This window comes from Pseudothauera lacus (assembly GCF_003034845.1).
In the GTDB taxonomy this organism is placed as follows: Bacteria; Pseudomonadota; Gammaproteobacteria; order Burkholderiales; family Rhodocyclaceae; genus Pseudothauera; species Pseudothauera lacus.
Map to the genome: position 1 here is coordinate 37,343 of NZ_PZKC01000009.1, position 14,187 is coordinate 51,529.

The following is a 14,187-nucleotide window of genomic DNA, read 5'->3' on the forward strand; positions in this document are numbered from 1 at the left end:
GCTTCTGAAATCCTAGCAACAACATTGTCAAGTGTAAAGCAACATCCCTTGACAAAGCCAACTGGAGGCCCTCTCCCGGGCCCCGTATAATCGCGCCCTCGCCCCTCTGGAACGGACTTTCAATGCGCTGGGTTCTCTACCCCCTGGCTTTCATCCTGGTACTGGTGATCATCGCCATGGCCACGCTTGCTGCCGCCGTGACCCTCGCCTGGCCCAACCTGCCGAGCCTGGAAACCCTCACCGACTATCGTCCGCGTATTCCTTTGCGAGTATACACAGCCGATCAGCAACTGCTTGCCGAGTTCGGCGAGGAACGCCGTTCGGTGGTGCGCATCGGCGACGTTCCGCCGATCCTGCGGCAGGCCATCCTCGCCGCCGAGGATGAGCGCTTCTACGAACACCCCGGCATCGACCCGGTCGGCATCGCCCGCGCCGCCCTTGCCAACCTCAGCACGGGCGGACGCAGTCAGGGCGCATCGACGATCACCCAGCAGGTGGCACGCAACTTCTTCCTCTCGCGCGAGAAGACGTACAACCGCAAGCTCTACGAGATTCTCCTCGCCCTCAAGATCGAGCAGAACCTCAGCAAGGACCAGATCCTCGAGCTCTACATCAACCAGATCTTCCTCGGCCATCGTGCCTACGGCTTTTCCGCGGCGGCGCGAACCTACTTCGGCAAACCGCTGGAGCAGATCAACCTCGCCGAGGCGGCGATGCTGGCCGGGCTGCCGAAGGCGCCCTCGGCCTTCAACCCCATCGTCAACCCGCGGCGCGCCGAGATCCGCCAGCAGTACGTGCTGCGCCGCATGCTCGACGCCGGCTTCATCGACAACACCGCCTACCAGGCCGCGCTGCAGACCCCGGTGCGCACCGTGTCGCGCGCCGACCACAGCGCCTCAGGCATCCTCCAGGGCGGTCACGTCGCCGAGATGGCCCGCCAGATCGCCGTCGACCAGTTCGGCGAAGACGCCTACCACCTCGGCATCCGCGTCATCACCACGGTCAACTACGCCGACCAGCTCGCCGCCCAGAAGGCGCTGCGCGACGGCGTGCTGACCTACGACCGCCGTCGTGGCTACCGCGGCCCCGAAGCCTTCGTGGACATTGCCGGCAATGGGACGGCGCTGGAAGAACGTCTCGACGAGGTCATCGCCGAGCATGGCGACGTACAGGGCCTGCTCGCCGCGGTGGTGCTGGAAGCCTCCACCCGCGAGGTGCGCGCCTACCGCAACGGCGAGGTCCATACCATCAGCGGCAACGGCCTGCGTTTCGTCGCGCCCATGCTCGCCGACAACGCCCCGCAGGCGCGCCGCATCCGCGCCGGCGCGGTGATCCGCATCCGCAACAACGGCGAACAGGGCTGGGATATCCTCCAGCTCCCCGAAGTGCAGGCGGCCCTGCTCTCCATCGACGCCCGTACCGGCGCCGTGCGTGCGCTGGCCGGCGGTTTCGATTTTGGCCGCAACCAGTTCAACCATGTCACCCAGGCCTTGCGTCAGGCGGGCTCCAGCCTGAAGCCCTTCGTATACTCCGCGGCACTGGAGCGCGGCTTTTCGCCGAGCAGCCTGGTAGAGGACGAACCCCTGCACTTTCCCGCCGGCGTGACCGGCTCGCAGGAGTGGACGCCGCGCAACTACGACGGCAAGTTCGACGGTCTGATGACCCTGCGCGAGGCCCTCGCGCGCTCCAAGAACATGGTATCGATCCGCGTCCTGCAGTCGATCACCCCGCAGTACGCGCAAGACTACCTGACCCGCTTCGGTTTCGAGGCCGAACGCCACCCCCCCTTCCTGACCATGGCGCTCGGCGCCGGCAGTGTCACCCCCTGGCAACTGGCCGCAGGCTATGCAGTGTTCGCCAATGGCGGCTTCCGCATCGAGCCCTACGTGGTGTCGCAGATCATCGACGGCGACGGTCGCGTGGTCGCCCGCATCGATCCGCCGGTAGCCGGCAAGAGCGCGCCGCGGGTGATCGATCCGCGCAACGCCTGGCTGATGGATTCCATGCTGCAGGACGTCGTCAAGCGTGGCACCGCGACGCGCGCGCGCAGTCTGGGGCGCAGCGACCTGGCCGGCAAGACCGGCACCACCAACGACTATCAGGACGCCTGGTTCTGCGGCTACAACCCCGACGTGGTGGCTGTCGCCTGGCTCGGCCACAGCCAGCCGCGCAACCTCGGCCGCGGCGAAACCGGCGGCTCCGCAGCCCTGCCGATATGGGTGGATTACATGCGCGTGGCGCTCAAGGACGTGCCGGACAGACCAATGCCGCGCCCCGAAGGCCTGGTCGCCATCGAGCTTCACGATGGCAGCGCGCAGAGCGAGTTCGTCTATCGCGAGAACAAGCCGCCCGAGCCGCCGCCGCTGTTCATGCCCTCGTTCGACCTCTCTCCGGCCGCCGAGTCGCCGCACGAAGCCATCCCGCAGGCGCCGCTCGCGCCGCTGCCGCCGCCTGCACCGCAAGCCCCGGCACCGGTCATCGAGCGCTCCTTCGGCAGCGCCAACCCCTGATCAGGGCTGCGCCTGCAGCACCACGGCGACGCCGCCCTGCTCGCTCACCAGGCGCGACAGCGCGGCGTACAGCTCAACCCCGTCACGGGTGCCCAGCCAGCGCCCGTTCTCGGGGCGGAAATGGAAACCGCCCGAGCGCGCCGCCACCCAGATCTCGCGCGCCGCGGCATGGCGGTTGATGATCATCTTGCTGCGATCGGCGAACTCCACATCGAGGATGCCTCCCGGCATCTGCTCGATCTCCAGCTCCGCGCCGCAGGACTCCAGCGCCTCCTCGATACGGGCCAGTTCAGCCTCGGCCAGGGCATTGAACGCTGCCTCTTCCATGCGCACTCCATCTGTTAGCATTTCATCTTTGAACCCGGATACGCCCGCCATGCGCATCACCCACCTCCTCGCCGCACTGGCCTGCGCCCTGATGCTCCAGGCCTGCGGCATCAAGGGCTCGCTCTACCTGCCCGAGCAAGCCCCTGCCGGCACTGCCGGCGATCATAGCAAAGCTGCCCCGACCCCCGACGCCAGACCATGACCACGCAACACCTGCCCATGCCCACCCTGCAACGCAAGGGAGGCGAACTGCACCTCGAAGAGGTCGCCCTCAGCGCCATCGCCGAAGAATTCGGCACGCCCACCTACGTTTACTCGCTGGCTGCGCTGAAGGCTGCCTACGGGGCCTACCGCGATGCCCTCGGCGGACACCGCGCGATGGTCTGCTACGCCGTCAAGGCCAACTCCAGCCTCGCCATCCTGTCCGTCTTCGCCCGCCTCGGTGCCGGCTTCGACATCGTTTCCGGCGGCGAACTGGCGCGCGTACTGGCCGCCGGCGGCGACCCCGCACGGGTGGTGTTCTCCGGTGTCGGCAAGAGCGCTGCTGAGATGCGCCAGGCGCTGGATGCCGGCATCCGCTGCTTCAACGTCGAATCCGCTGCCGAGCTCGAACGGCTCGCCGCCATTGCGGCCGCCATGGGCAAGGTGGCGCCGATCGCCCTGCGCGTCAATCCGGACGTTGACCCCAAGACCCACCCCTACATCTCCACCGGGCTGCGCAGCAACAAGTTCGGCGTGGCCTTCGACGAAGCGGCCGCCCTGTATCGCCGCGCCGCCACGCTGCCCAGTCTGCGCGTGGCCGGCATCGGCTGCCACATCGGCTCGCAGCTGCTCGACGGCGCCCCGGTGGTGGAGGCCGCCGCGAAGGTGCTCGACCTCGTCGACCGCCTCGCTGCCGAGGGCATCGCCCTCGACCACATCGACCTCGGCGGCGGTCTCGGCATCCGCTACCGCGACGAACAGCCGCCCGCAGTGGCCGCCTATCTCGCCCCCCTGCTGGCGCTCTTCGCGGGGCGTGGCGAAGAGCTGCTGCTTGAGCCGGGGCGCTCGCTGGTCGGCAATGCCGGCCTGCTGCTCACCCGGGTGGAGTATCTGAAGCCCGGCGCGGAGAAGAACTTCGCCGTCGTCGATGCGGCGATGAACGACCTCGCCCGCCCGGCGCTCTACGACGCCTGGCACGAAGTCGTCGAGGTCGGTGCGGGCAGCGGCGAGCGTGCGCGCTACGAAGTGGTCGGGCCGATCTGCGAGAGTGGCGACTTCCTGGCTCACGACCGCGCCCTGGCGGTGGCCGCCGGCGACCTGCTGGCCATCCTCTCCGCCGGCGCCTACGGCATGACCATGAGCTCGAACTACAACACCCGCCCACGTGCCGCCGAAGTGCTGATCGACGGCGCACGCATCCACCTCGCGCGCGCGCGCGAGCGTGTCGAGGCGCTCTATGCCGGCGAGGCCGCGCTGCCCTGATAAGGCGGCGGTAGCGGGCGCGTGCGGGCTGATCTAGCGCGCAGTGCCCGCATCATCCCCGGCGGCGCCCGCGCGGCGGGCCTCGTACTCTTCCATCAGCGCACGGCCAAAGGCCTTCCAGGTCGGACCGCCATGGGTATGGACGCCGACCTCGGCACTCTGCTTCATGGTCAGCAGCATCAGTTCGGCGAGCGCGTAAAGCTCCGCGCGGGCGCGCCGGCGCGGATCGGCGTCATGCAGGGCGGCATTGTTGCAGGCCGGGTCGCAGTCCAGAGCCTCGCGCGCCAGCGCACGCACGGCGGCGTGGTCCGACCAGTCGATGCGCAGCTGCAGCCCGCGCTTGAAGATCTCGCGCTCCAGCTCGGCTGCATCGCGCTCGTAGTGGCCGAAACCGCTCACCGCCGGCCACCGCCGAGTTCGTCCAGGCAACGCCCCAGCGCCGCGCGCCAGCACGGCATGACGATGCCGAAACGCTCCGCCACGGCGCGCTGGTCGAGGCGCGAATTGAGCGGACGCGCCGCCGGCGTGGGATAGGCCGTGCTGGGGATGGCCTCCACCGCGCCGACGCGCAGCGCCAGGTCGGGGCGACGCGCGCGCACCTGGGCGAAGATCTCCTCGGCAAAACCGTGCCAGCTCGTCTCGCCGCCGCCGGCAAGGTGGAAGAGACCGCTGCGGAAATGCCCTGCGGCGCGCTCACGCACCGCCTGCGCCAGCGCCAGTGCGCTGGCATCGGCGATGTTGCGCGCCCAGGTCGGCGCACCGAACTGGTCTGCAACCACGCGCAGGACATCGCGCTCCGCCCCCAGGCGCAGCATGGTGAGGAGGAAGTTCGCCCCCCGTGCGGCATACACCCAGGTGGTGCGGAAAATCAGATGGTCGCAGCCGGAAGCGGCGATGGCCTGCTCGCCGGCGAGCTTGCTGCGCCCATAGGCATTGAGCGGCGCCACCGGATCGTCTTCGACATAGGCTGCGGGCTTGCTGCCGTCGAAGACGTAGTCGGTGGAGTAATGCACCAGCAGCGCGCCGGCGCGGCGTGCAGCGGCGGCCAGCTCGGCAACCGCCTCGGCATTGATGCGCCGGGCCAGGGCCTCCTCACTCTCGGCGCGATCGACGGCAGTGTAGGCCGCGGCATTGACGATGGCCGTCGGCCCGGTCTCCGCCACCAGTGCCGCCAGCGTCTCCGGGCGGGCGAGGTCGCAGCGCTCGCGCGCCGGCACGATGACCTCGCCGAGCGGCATCAGGCTGCGCGCCAGCTCCCAGCCGACCTGGCCGCTGGCGCCGGTGAGGAGAATCCTCATGGCCGCGCCCCGCGTGCAGCGTAGTTGGCGTCGATCCACTCACGGTAGGCACCGCTCTGCACGTGGCCCACCCAGTCCTGGTTGGCGAGATACCACGCCACGGTCTTGCGGATGCCGCTGGCAAAGGTCTCCGCGGGGCGCCAGCCCAGCTCGCGCTCGATCTTGCGCGCATCGATGGCGTAGCGGCGGTCGTGGCCGGGACGGTCCTGCACATAGGTGATGAGGCGCTCGTGCGGCCCCGCCGGATCGGGCCTGAGCTCGTCGAGCAGCGCGCAGATGGTGCGCACGATGTCGATGTTGGGCATCTCGTTCCAGCCACCGACATTGTAGGTCTCCCCCAGCCGGCCGCGCGCCAGCACCTCGCGGATCGCCGCGCAGTGATCGCCGACGTACAGCCAGTCGCGCACGTTCATGCCGTCGCCGTAGATCGGCAGCGGCTTGCCGGCCAGGGCATTGGCAATCACCAGCGGAATGAGCTTCTCGGGGAACTGGTAGGGACCGTAGTTGTTCGAGCAATTGGTGGTCAGCACCGGCAGGCCGTAGGTGTGGTGCCAGGCGCGCACCAGGTGGTCGGAAGCGGCCTTGCTGGCGGAGTACGGGCTGTTCGGTTCAAAGGCCTTGGTCTCGGCGAACGGCGGATCCTGGGGGCCCAGCGAACCATAGACTTCGTCGGTCGATACGTGCAGGAAGCGGAACGCTGCGCGCGCCTCGCCGTCGAGCGCGCCCCAGTAGGCGCGCGCGGCTTCGAGGAGGGTGAAGGTGCCTTCGACGTTGGTGCGCACGAAGGCCGCCGGACCGTGGATGGAGCGGTCGACATGGCTTTCGGCGGCGAAATGGACGATGGCGCGCGGGCGCTGTTCGACCAGCAGGCGGTCGATGAGGGCGCGGTCGCAGATGTCGCCGTGCACGAAGACATGGCGCCCATCGCCCTGCACACTGGCGAGGTTCTCCATATTGCCGGCATAGGTCAGCGCATCGAGGTTCACCACCGGCTCGTTCGCGGCAGCCAGCCAGTCGAGTACAAAGTTCGCACCGATGAATCCGGCGCCACCAGTGACAAGAATCATCGTGGAGTCCTGCTAGAGTTCGATTTTTTTTGGGAACGCCGCAGACAAGAAGACCTTTTCCCTGCGGCAGTGCATCATTCTACCTTGCCGCCGCCCGGATTTTCTCGTCGTCATGTACCCGTCATCATCGTCCCGCGCCCTTGTCGCCCGCTGCCTGCTGCTGTTGCTGACGCTGTTCGCCTGCGGCACGCACGCTGCCGGCCTGCCCGCGCCGGTGCGCACCGCGCTGCAGGGCGCCGGCATCGCCCTCGACGACGTGGCGATCTGGGTGCAGCCGGTGGATGCGCGCATGCCAGTGCTTGCCCACAACGCCGAGAAAGCAATGAACCCGGCCTCGGTGATGAAGCTGGTAACCGCCTTTGCTGCCCTCGAACGCCTTGGGCCGGCCTACACCTGGACCACGCGGATCGCGCGCCGCGGCGAAGTGCGCGGGACGACGCTGCACGGCGACCTCTACATCGTCGGCGGTGCCGACCCCATGCTCGGCTACGAACGCCTGTGGAAGATCCTCCGCCAGCTGCGTGCCCTCGGCATCACCCACATCGCCGGCGACATCGTCCTCGACGGCTCCGCCCTCGCCCTGCCGCCGCATGACCCCGACGCCTTCGACGGCCGCGGCCTGCGCCCTTACAACAGCGGCCCGCACGGCCTGCTGCTGCACTACAACACCGTGCGCCTGACCCTGATCCCCGGAGCGCACGCCGGTGAGGCCGTGCAGCTCGCCGCCGATCCACCGCTCGCCGGCATCAGCATCGACAACCGCATCGTCACCGCCGCCGGCCCTTGCGGAACCTGGCACCATGGTCTCGAAGCACGCCTGCAGCAGGGCGCGCAAGGCCCCCGGCTGGAACTCGGCGGACGCCTGCCGGCGAGCTGCGGGCGGCGCGACTGGAGCGCCGCGCCGCTGTCACCGGAAGCCTACGGCATCGCCCTGGTGGCCGCCTTGTGGCAGGAGGTCGGTGGCCACCTCGATGGCCGCGTGCGCAGCGGGCTTGCCCCTGCCGACGCCAGCACGGTGCTCAACGACAGCTCGGAAAGCCTTGGCGACGTGGTACGCAACATGAACAAGTGGTCGAGCAACATCATCGCCCGCCAGATGCTTGCCACCCTCGGCGCCACCGCGGGCGGCGTGCTCGACATGGTGAGCAGCGGAGCGGTGGTGGCGCGCGCACAGCTCGACGCCGCCGGCATCGACACCGACGGACTGGTTATCGAGAACGGCGCCGGGCTGTCGCGCATCGAGCGCATCCGCGCCGACACCCTCGGACAGTTGCTGCTCACCGCCTGGCAACGCCCGTGGATGCCGGACTTCGTTGCCGCGCTGCCGATGGCCGGGGTGGATGGCACCGCGCGACGACGCCTCAATGGCAGCCCGGCGAACGGTCAGGCACACATCAAGACCGGCACGCTCAACGGCGTGCGCGCGATGGGTGGCTACGTCCTCGACCGCCACGGCCGCCGCCACGCGGTGGTGATGATGGTCAACCACGCACAGGCACCGGCCAGCCATGCGGCGCAGGATGCGCTGCTTGAGTGGGTGTGGGAAGGACGCTGAGCCGACTCGCGGCGCGGGCCGGGTCGATCGCGGCCCAGGCCGCCCCTACAGGCCCAGCTCGTCCCACATTGCGTCGACCTTCGCCTTTACCGCGGCGTCCATGACGATGGGCGTGCCCCACTCGCGGCTGGTCTCGCCCGGCCATTTGTTGGTGGCGTCCAGGCCCATCTTGGAACCCAGGCCGGCCACCGGGCTGGCGAAGTCGAGGTAGTCGATCGGGGTGTTGTCCACCAGCGTGGTGTCGCGGGTGGCGTCCATGCGGGTGGTCAGCGCCCAGATCACTTCCTTCCAGTCGCGGATGTCCACGTCCTCATCGACGACGACGATGAACTTGGTGTACATGAACTGGCGCAGGAAGCTCCAGATGCCGAACATCACCCGCTTGGCGTGCCCCGGGTACTGCTTCCTGATGCTGACCACCGCGAGGCGGTAGGAGCAGCCTTCCGGCGGCAGGTAGAAGTCCACGATCTCGGGGAACTGCTTCTGCAGCAGTGGGACGAAGACCTCGTTGAGGGCCACGCCCAGCATCGCCGGTTCGTCGGGCGGCTTGCCGGTATAGGTGGAGTGGTAAATCGGCTGGCGGCGCATGGTGATGCGCTCGACGGTGAACACCGGGAAGTCGGAGACCTCGTTGTAGTAGCCGGTGTGGTCGCCGTAAGGACCTTCCGGCGCCAGGTCGTCCGGGTGGATGACGCCTTCCAGGACGATCTCGGCGGAGGCCGGCACCTGCAGGTCGGAGCCGAGGCATTTCACCAGCTCGGTCTTGGCGCCGCGCAGCAGGCCGGCGAACTGGTATTCGGAGATGGTGTCCGGCACCGGCGTCACCGCCCCCAGGATGGTGGCCGGGTCGCAGCCCAGCACCACCGCCACCGGGAAGGGTTCGCCGGGACGGGCAAGGCTGTGCTCGCGGAAATCCAGCGCGCCGCCGCGGTGCGCCAGCCAGCGCATGATCACCCGGTTCGGCCCCAGCACCTGCTGGCGGTAGATGCCCAGGTTCTGGCGCTTCTTGTGCGGTCCGCGGGTCACCACCAGACCCCAGGTGATCAAGGGCGCAGCGTCGCCGGGCCAGCAGTGCTGGATAGGCAGCTTGGCGAGATCCACCTCGTCGCCCTCCCACACCACCTCCTGGCAGGGCGCGGAACGCACCTCCTTGGGCGCCATGTTGAGCACCTGCTTCAACACCGGCCACTTCTCCCAGGCGTCCTTAAGCCCTTTCGGCGGCTCAGGCTCCTTGAGGAAGGAGAGCAGCTTGCCGACCTCGCGCAGCGGGGTGCTCCAGTCGCCGTCCGAGACGTCCTCGCCCATGCCCATCGCCACCCGCTGTGGGGTGCCAAACAGGTTGGCCAGCACCGGAATCGCCTGGGGCACGCCGCGGGTCAGCGGCTGCTCGAACAGCAAGGCCGGGCCACCGGCGCGCAGCACGCGGTCGGCGATCTCGGTCATCTCGAGGTGGGTGTCCACCGGCACTTTGATGCGCTTGAGTTCGCCGCGCGCTTCGAGCTGGGCGATGAAGTCGCGGAGGTCGTGGTATTTCATCTGGGCGGCACTCAGCGGCAGGCGTTGATGGCGTCGCGCGTATCCTGCGCCACGCGGCGCGCAGCGGCGGCGAAGTCTTCGCCCTGGCCGGCGTAGAGGATGGCACGCGAGGAGTTGATCATCAGCCCGCAGCCATCCATGGTGCGTCCAGCCTGCACGGTGGCGGCGATGTCGCCGCCCTGCGCGCCGATGCCCGGCACCAGCAGCGGCACCTCGCCGGTCAGCTCGCGCACCCGGGCGATCTCGGCCGGGAAGGTGGCGCCGACCACCAGGCCGCAGTTGCCGCTGGCGTTCCACTCCTCGGCGACCAGGCGGGCGACACGCTCATAGAGTCGCTCTTGCCTGCCGGGGGCACCGACGTCGAGGAACTGCAGGTCCGAGCCGCCCGGGTTGGAGGTGCGGCAGAGCAGGATCACGCCCTTGTCGCCGTAGGCCAGGTAGGGCTCCACGGAGTCGCGCCCCATGTAGGGATTGACCGTGATCGCATCGGCCCTGAAGCGCTCGAAGGCCTCCACCGCGTACTGCTCGGCAGTGCTGCCGATGTCGCCGCGCTTGGCGTCGAGGATCACCGGCACCGCCGGGTGATGCGTGTGGATGTGCTCGATCAGCGCCTCGAGCTGGTCCTCCGCGCGGCGCGCGGCAAAGTAGGCGATCTGCGGCTTGAAGGCACAAGCCAGATCCGCGGTGGCGTCGACGATGTCGCGGCAGAACTCGAAGATGGCCTGCGGGCGGCTGGCGAGGTGGGCCGGGAATTTGGCCGGATCGGGATCGAGGCCCACGCACAGCAGGCTGTTGCGCTGCTGCCAGGCGGCCTTCAGGGCGGTCATGAAGTGCATCGGAAGTCCTTTATGTGAGGGCTGTCTGCAGCGCGTAATCGAGCATCAACCCGGCAAAGATCGTCCCACCCACCCAGTTGTTGTGCAGGAAGGCCCTGAAGCAGGCAGCGCGCTCGCGCTCGCGAATGAGCGTGTAGTGATACAGGGAGATCGCCACGCCCGCTGCCAGCCCCACAAAAAAGGGCAGCCCACGCGCGGCAAGCATGCCGGCGGCGGCGAGCAGTGCGAAGGCGGCGGCGTAGCACGCCATCACCGCGGCAACGTCGAAGCGTCCGAAGGTGATCGCCGAGGTGCGGATGCCGATCTTCAGATCGTCGGGGCGGTCCACCATGGCGTACTCGGTGTCGTAGGCCACTGCCCAGAAGACGTTGGCGGCGAGCATCAGCCAGGCGATGGCCGGCACCTCGCCGCGCAGCGCGGCGAAGGCCATCGGGATGCCAAAGCCGAAGGCAATGCCCAGATAGGCCTGCGGAATGGCGAAGAAGCGTTTCGTGAAGGGGTAGCTGGCGGCGAGGAAGAGCGCCGGGATGGACAGCCACAGCACCAGCGCCGGCAGCGGCAGGATGAGCACGAAGGCGGCGAGCGCGAGCGCCCCGGCAAGCAGCAGGGCCTCGCGGGTACTCACCGCGCCGGTGGCCAGTGGGCGATTGCGGGTGCGCTCGACATGGCCGTCGAAATCGCGGTCTGCATAGTCGTTGATGACGCAGCCGGCCGAGCGCATCAGCACTGTACCGAGCACGAAGATCGCCAGCACATGAAGCGGCGGAAAGCCCTCCGCGGCCACCCACAGCCCCCACAGCGTGGGCCACAGCAGCAGCAGGATGCCGATCGGCTTGTCCAGGCGCATCAGGCGCAGGTAGAGGGGGAAGCGGTGGGCAAGGGTCATCGGATCAGCGGGGCAGGTCGAGGATCGCCGGCAGGAAGGCTTCGCTCACCAGCAGGGCGCGGCGGCGCAGCAGGAACACCGAGCGCCGGGCCCACAAGCGCGCCGGCAGGGCGACACCGGGGAGGGCCGCGACGGCATGATGATAGCGCGCATCGCGGGTATCGAGACAGGCGCAGGCCAGCGGCTGGCGGGCGATGCGCGGATCGGCGAAGAGCGCGGCGCCGAGCGGGCGCGCACCGATGCCGTGGAACAGGTTCCAGGCGCCGCGCAGGTTGTGGCGCGGCAGCACGGAGCGCGCATACACCACCGCACGGCCATCGGCGAGCAGCAGCACCTCGCGCACCCAGGCCAGTTCGTCGCCGCTCAGACCGAGCAGGCGGGCTTCGTCGCGCTGCGGCAAGGCCAGCTGCTGGGCCAGCACGTGGACGCGGAAGTTCCCGCAGCGCGCACGGATGCGCGCGGTCAGCGAGCCTGGATCGGTGAGCCAGGGACGCAGCGCAGCCGGCACGGTGGCGCGCGGCGGGCGGCGCAGCCAGGTTTCGCGGTGAAGTCGGGTGTGCATGGAAGATCAACTTGGGGGCCGGGCGCATCATACCAGCGCCGGCGTCTGCCCTTCAGGCGCGCAGCAGGCCTTCGCGCCCCCCCAGCCAGCGCTCCTGCAGCGCTGCAGCGGCCTGGGGATGGTCACGCAGCAGGCTGGTACTGGCCTCGCGGGCGGCCTCGAGGAGATCGCCATCGGCCTCCAGGTCGGCGTAGCGCAACAATGGCAGGCCACTCTGGCGCGCGCCGACGAACTCTCCCGGACCACGGATGCGCAGGTCCTCGCGGGCGATGGCAAAACCGTCGCTGTTCTCGTAGATCACCTTCAGACGCGCCCGCCCGCTCTGCGACAGCGGCTGGGCATAGAGCAGGATGCACACCGAGGCGGCGCTGCCGCGCCCGACCCGGCCGCGCAGCTGGTGCAGCTGGGCGAGGCCGAAGCGCTCGGCGTGCTCGATCACCATCAGGCTGGCGTTGGGCACGTCCACACCGACCTCGATCACGGTGGTGGCGACCAGCAGATGCACCTCACCGGCGGCAAAGGCCGCCATGGTGGCGGACTTCTCGGCGGGCTTGAGGCGGCCGTGGACAAGGCCGATGCGCAGTTCCGGCAGCGCCGCCACCAGGGTGTCGTAGGTATCCTGCGCGGTCTGCAGCTGCAGGGCTTCGGACTCCTCGATCAGCGGACACACCCAGTAGGCCTGGCGGCCTTCAGCGCAGCCGGCGCGGACACGGGCGATCACTTCGCCGCGGCGGGCGTCCGAGACCAGCTTGGTGATCACCGGCGTGCGCCCGGGGGGCAGTTCATCGAGCACCGAGACGTCGAGATCGGCGTAATGGCTCATTGCCAGGGTGCGCGGAATAGGGGTCGCCGACATCATCAGGAGGTGGGGACCGAGGGCCCCGGCGGCGCCCTTCTCGCGCAAGGCCAGGCGCTGACGGACGCCGAAGCGGTGCTGTTCGTCCACCACCGCGAGGCCGAGGCGCGGCAAGGCCACCGGGTCCTCGATGAGCGCGTGGGTGCCCACCGCCAGCATCAGCTCGCCGTCGGCAAGGCGGGCCATTTCCGCCGCGCGGGCGCGCTTGCCGCGGCTGCCGGAGAGCCAGCCGACCTCGATGCCGAGCGGGGCGAGCCACTGCGAGAGCTTCTGCCAATGCTGTTCGGCAAGAATCTCGGTGGGTGCCATCAGTGCCGCCTGGTAGCCGGCATCCACGGCCTGCAGCATCGCCAGGGCGGCGACGATGGTCTTGCCACTGCCGACGTCCCCCATCAGCAAACGCTGCATTGGATGCGGCACGGCGAGATCGGCGGCAATCTCGGCCACCGCGCGGCGCTGCGCCGCGGTGAGTGCAAAGGGCAGGCCGGCGAGCAGGCGGCGGGCGAGGCCGTCGCCGGCCGCCAGCGCCGGCGCACGACGGGCGCGGCGGGCGTTGTAGGCGCGGCGCAGGGAAATCTGCTGGGCGAGGAGCTCTTCGAACCTGATCCGCCGCCAGGCCGGATGCTGGCGGTCTTCGAGCACGCTGGCCGGCACTTCCGGCGAGGGGTGGTGGAGCGCGCGCAGGGCCTCGGCGAGCCCGGGCAGCCCGAGGCGGGCGCACAGCGCGGGCGGCAGGACCTCGGCGACGGTTTCGCTGGCGAGGGCGCGGTCGATGAGCTTGCGCAAGGTCGCCTGCCCCAGCCCGGCGGTGGTCGGGTAGACCGGGGTGAGCGCTTCCGGCAGGCTTTCGCCGGCATTCACCGGGTGCACGCGGGGATGCACCATCTCGCTGCCGAAGAAGCCCCCGCGCACCTCGCCGAACAGACGCACGCGGCGCCCCGGGGCGAGCAGCTTCTGCTGCGAGGGGTAGAAGTGCAGCCAGCGCGCCACCAGCGTGCCGGAGGCGTCGGCGATGTGCGCGACGAGCTGGCGGCGCGGACGCAGGGTGACGTCGCAGCTCACCACCTCACCCTCGATCTGTGCCGGGAAGCCGGGACGGGCGACGGCGATCGCGGTCAGCCGGGTCTCGTCCTCGTAGCGCAGCGGCAGATGGAGCAGGAGGTCGCGCGGCGCGCGGATGTCCAGCTTGGCCAGGCGAGCGGCGAGCTGGGCCCCTACTCCCGGCCAGCCGGGCGCTGCAGCGGGCCGCGGCGCGGCCCGTTCACGCGCCATGCAACACTGCCCGCCGGA

General features: G+C 69.5%; 13 protein-coding genes. 4 read left to right on the plus strand and 9 right to left on the minus strand.

The genetic code is table 11. From position 1 onward, the window contains the following. Positions 1-122 precede the first annotated feature (122 nt). Positions 123-2,510, plus strand: a complete 2,388-nt coding sequence (locus C8261_RS11585; RefSeq protein WP_107493881.1) for a penicillin-binding protein 1A — start codon at positions 123-125, stop codon at positions 2,508-2,510. Here the strand turns inward: C8261_RS11585 and cyaY are convergent, their stop codons facing one another. After that, complete coding sequence (gene cyaY / locus C8261_RS11590; RefSeq protein ID WP_107493882.1) at positions 2,511-2,837, minus strand: iron donor protein CyaY; 327 nt, start codon at positions 2,835-2,837, stop codon at positions 2,511-2,513. A 49-nt stretch (positions 2,838-2,886) separates the two neighbouring features. Between cyaY and lptM the strand changes: the two genes are divergently transcribed. Continuing rightward, positions 2,887-3,039 carry an LPS translocon maturation chaperone LptM gene (gene lptM / locus C8261_RS17340; RefSeq protein WP_181358933.1) on the plus strand — a complete coding sequence of 51 codons (153 nt, stop codon included), beginning with the start codon at positions 2,887-2,889 and terminating at the stop codon, positions 3,037-3,039. Beyond that, on the plus strand, positions 3,036-4,301 hold the full coding sequence (gene lysA, locus C8261_RS11595; protein ID WP_107493883.1) for a diaminopimelate decarboxylase: 1,266 nt from the start codon (positions 3,036-3,038) through the stop codon (positions 4,299-4,301). The genes lptM and lysA overlap by 4 nt, the downstream gene beginning before the upstream one ends. Before the next feature lie 33 nt (positions 4,302-4,334). Here the strand turns inward: lysA and C8261_RS11600 are convergent, their stop codons facing one another. Genes C8261_RS11600 through rfbB form a run of 3 tightly spaced genes read right to left on the minus strand, consistent with a single transcriptional unit; the run spans position 4,335 to position 6,666 of the window. Further along, positions 4,335-4,700, minus strand: coding sequence for a hypothetical protein (locus tag C8261_RS11600; RefSeq protein WP_107493884.1), 366 nt, complete (start codon positions 4,698-4,700; stop codon positions 4,335-4,337). Further along, entirely contained in the window at positions 4,697-5,599 is a 903-nt protein-coding gene (gene rfbD / locus C8261_RS11605; RefSeq protein ID WP_107493885.1) for a dTDP-4-dehydrorhamnose reductase, read from the minus strand. The genes C8261_RS11600 and rfbD overlap by 4 nt, the downstream gene beginning before the upstream one ends. Continuing rightward, the gene (gene rfbB / locus C8261_RS11610; RefSeq protein ID WP_107493886.1) at positions 5,596-6,666 is read right to left on the minus strand and encodes a dTDP-glucose 4,6-dehydratase; all 1,071 of its coding nucleotides are present in this window, start codon (positions 6,664-6,666) and stop codon (positions 5,596-5,598) included. The genes rfbD and rfbB overlap by 4 nt, the downstream gene beginning before the upstream one ends. A gap of 112 nt (positions 6,667-6,778) precedes the next feature. Between rfbB and dacB the strand changes: the two genes are divergently transcribed. Then, positions 6,779-8,221, plus strand: a complete 1,443-nt coding sequence (gene dacB, locus C8261_RS11615) for a D-alanyl-D-alanine carboxypeptidase/D-alanyl-D-alanine endopeptidase (RefSeq protein ID WP_107493887.1) — start codon at positions 6,779-6,781, stop codon at positions 8,219-8,221. A 45-nt stretch (positions 8,222-8,266) separates the two neighbouring features. On the opposite strand, the gene ubiD is transcribed toward dacB, so the two are convergent. From ubiD to recG, 5 genes are read right to left on the minus strand one after another with little or no spacing between them, the layout of a single operon-like run. Continuing rightward, positions 8,267-9,757 carry a 4-hydroxy-3-polyprenylbenzoate decarboxylase gene (gene ubiD, locus C8261_RS11620; RefSeq protein WP_107493888.1) on the minus strand — a complete coding sequence of 497 codons (1,491 nt, stop codon included), beginning with the start codon at positions 9,755-9,757 and terminating at the stop codon, positions 8,267-8,269. Between the two features lie 11 nt (positions 9,758-9,768). Next, a complete protein-coding gene (gene pyrF / locus C8261_RS11625) occupies positions 9,769-10,593 on the minus strand; it encodes an orotidine-5'-phosphate decarboxylase (protein WP_107493889.1) in 825 nt (274 codons plus the stop codon). A gap of 10 nt (positions 10,594-10,603) precedes the next feature. After that, positions 10,604-11,479 carry a 4-hydroxybenzoate octaprenyltransferase gene (gene ubiA, locus C8261_RS11630; protein ID WP_107493890.1) on the minus strand — a complete coding sequence of 292 codons (876 nt, stop codon included), beginning with the start codon at positions 11,477-11,479 and terminating at the stop codon, positions 10,604-10,606. Positions 11,480-11,483: 4 nt separating this feature from the next. Beyond that, positions 11,484-12,041, minus strand: a complete 558-nt coding sequence (locus C8261_RS11635; protein WP_107493891.1) for a chorismate--pyruvate lyase family protein — start codon at positions 12,039-12,041, stop codon at positions 11,484-11,486. 52 nt (positions 12,042-12,093) lie between these two features. After that, complete coding sequence (gene recG / locus C8261_RS11640; RefSeq protein WP_107493892.1) at positions 12,094-14,169, minus strand: ATP-dependent DNA helicase RecG; 2,076 nt, start codon at positions 14,167-14,169, stop codon at positions 12,094-12,096. Between the last annotated feature and the right edge of the window lie 18 nt (positions 14,170-14,187).

What these genes read in the sequence shown, in the direction of transcription:
- C8261_RS11585 (WP_107493881.1), top strand. Translation starts at nt 123, where the DNA reads ATGCGCTGGGTTCTCTACCCCCTGGCTTTCATCCTGGTACTGGTGATC.
- cyaY (WP_107493882.1), bottom strand. Translation starts at nt 2,837, where the DNA reads ATGGAAGAGGCAGCGTTCAATGCCCTGGCCGAGGCTGAACTGGCCCGT.
- lptM (WP_181358933.1), top strand. Translation starts at nt 2,887, where the DNA reads ATGCGCATCACCCACCTCCTCGCCGCACTGGCCTGCGCCCTGATGCTC.
- lysA (WP_107493883.1), top strand. Translation starts at nt 3,036, where the DNA reads ATGACCACGCAACACCTGCCCATGCCCACCCTGCAACGCAAGGGAGGC.
- rfbD (WP_107493885.1), bottom strand. Translation starts at nt 5,599, where the DNA reads ATGAGGATTCTCCTCACCGGCGCCAGCGGCCAGGTCGGCTGGGAGCTG.
- rfbB (WP_107493886.1), bottom strand. Translation starts at nt 6,666, where the DNA reads ATGATTCTTGTCACTGGTGGCGCCGGATTCATCGGTGCGAACTTTGTA.
- dacB (WP_107493887.1), top strand. Translation starts at nt 6,779, where the DNA reads ATGTACCCGTCATCATCGTCCCGCGCCCTTGTCGCCCGCTGCCTGCTG.
- ubiD (WP_107493888.1), bottom strand. Translation starts at nt 9,757, where the DNA reads ATGAAATACCACGACCTCCGCGACTTCATCGCCCAGCTCGAAGCGCGC.
- pyrF (WP_107493889.1), bottom strand. Translation starts at nt 10,593, where the DNA reads ATGCACTTCATGACCGCCCTGAAGGCCGCCTGGCAGCAGCGCAACAGC.
- ubiA (WP_107493890.1), bottom strand. Translation starts at nt 11,479, where the DNA reads ATGACCCTTGCCCACCGCTTCCCCCTCTACCTGCGCCTGATGCGCCTG.
- C8261_RS11635 (WP_107493891.1), bottom strand. Translation starts at nt 12,041, where the DNA reads ATGCACACCCGACTTCACCGCGAAACCTGGCTGCGCCGCCCGCCGCGC.
- recG (WP_107493892.1), bottom strand. Translation starts at nt 14,169, where the DNA reads ATGGCGCGTGAACGGGCCGCGCCGCGGCCCGCTGCAGCGCCCGGCTGG.